Origin of the sequence: Photobacterium aquae (assembly GCF_001029445.1) — a bacterium.
GTDB classification, from domain to species: domain Bacteria; phylum Pseudomonadota; class Gammaproteobacteria; order Enterobacterales; family Vibrionaceae; genus Photobacterium; species Photobacterium aquae.
This window is the reverse complement of the sequence record NZ_LDOT01000059.1, coordinates 1-1352: the sequence shown is the minus strand read 5'-3', so window position 1 is coordinate 1352 and position 1352 is coordinate 1. Positions and strand designations below refer to the sequence as shown.

The following is a 1352-nucleotide window of genomic DNA, read 5'->3' as shown; positions in this document are numbered from 1 at the left end:
CGCCAGCTGCATTCCAAAACGCCTGGCCACCCAGAATACGGTTACGCACCGGGTGTTGAGACCACCACTGGCCCACTAGGCCAGGGCATCACCAATGCCGTGGGTATGGCGATGGCTGAAAAGGCACTGGCTGCCCAGTTCAACCGCGAAGGCCACGACATCGTTGACCACAACACCTATGTGTTCATGGGCGACGGCTGCCTAATGGAAGGTATCTCCCACGAAGCATGTTCACTGGCGGGTACGCTGGGTCTGGGCAAGCTGATCGCGTTCTGGGATGACAACGGCATTTCTATCGACGGCCACGTTGAGGGCTGGTTCTCTGACGACACCCCTAAGCGTTTCGAAGCATACGGCTGGCACGTGATCCCTGCAGTTGACGGCCACGACGCAGAAGCGATCAACGCAGCTATCGAAGCGGCGAAAGCCGAAACAGGTCGCCCTACGCTGATCTGTACCAAGACCATCATCGGCTTCGGTTCTCCAAACAAAGCGGGTTCTCACGACTGTCACGGTGCTCCACTAGGCGCTGATGAAATCAAAGCGGCACGTGAATTCCTAGGCTGGGAACACGGTCCTTTTGAAATCCCTGCCGACATCTACGCGCAGTGGGATGCCAAAGAAGCTGGCACAAGCAAAGAAGCAAGCTGGAACGACAAGTTCGCAGCGTACGAAGCGGCATACCCTGAGTTGGCTGCTGAATTCAAACGCCGCGTAAACGGTGAGCTGCCAGCACAGTGGGAAGAAAAAGCCTCTGCAATCATCGCTGATCTGCAAGCCAATCCTGCAAACATCGCATCTCGCAAAGCGTCTCAGAACGCGCTGGAAGCATTCGGTGCAATGCTGCCTGAGTTCATGGGCGGCTCAGCTGACCTTGCGCCGTCTAACCTGACCATGTGGTCTGGCTCGAAGTCTCTGACTGCCGATGACTTCTCAGGCAACTACATCCATTACGGTGTGCGTGAGTTCGGCATGACGGCGATCATGAACGGTATCGCCCTGCACGGCGGTTTCGTACCGTACGGCGCGACCTTCCTGATGTTCATGGAATACGCGCGTAACGCAATGCGTATGGCTGCCCTGATGAAGGTACAGAACATTCAGGTTTACACGCACGATTCAATCGGTCTTGGCGAAGACGGTCCGACTCACCAGCCGGTTGAGCAGGTATCTTCTTTGCGCCTGACACCGAACATGAGCACATGGCGTCCATGTGACCAGGTTGAATCTGCCGTGGCATGGAAACTGGCTATCGAGCGCAAAGACGGCCCGACAGCACTGATCTTCTCTCGCCAGAACCTTGCCCAGCAGCCTCGTGACGAGCAGCAGCTGGCTGATATCGCCAAGGGTGG

Annotated in this window: 1 protein-coding gene; it reads left to right on the top strand. The window is 56.7% G+C overall.

The window, feature by feature from the left end; translation table 11 throughout:
• Nucleotides 1-1352 (top strand): transketolase (tkt, locus tag ABT56_RS22370; protein ID WP_047881134.1); only part of this gene is annotated, 1352 nt, incomplete at both ends.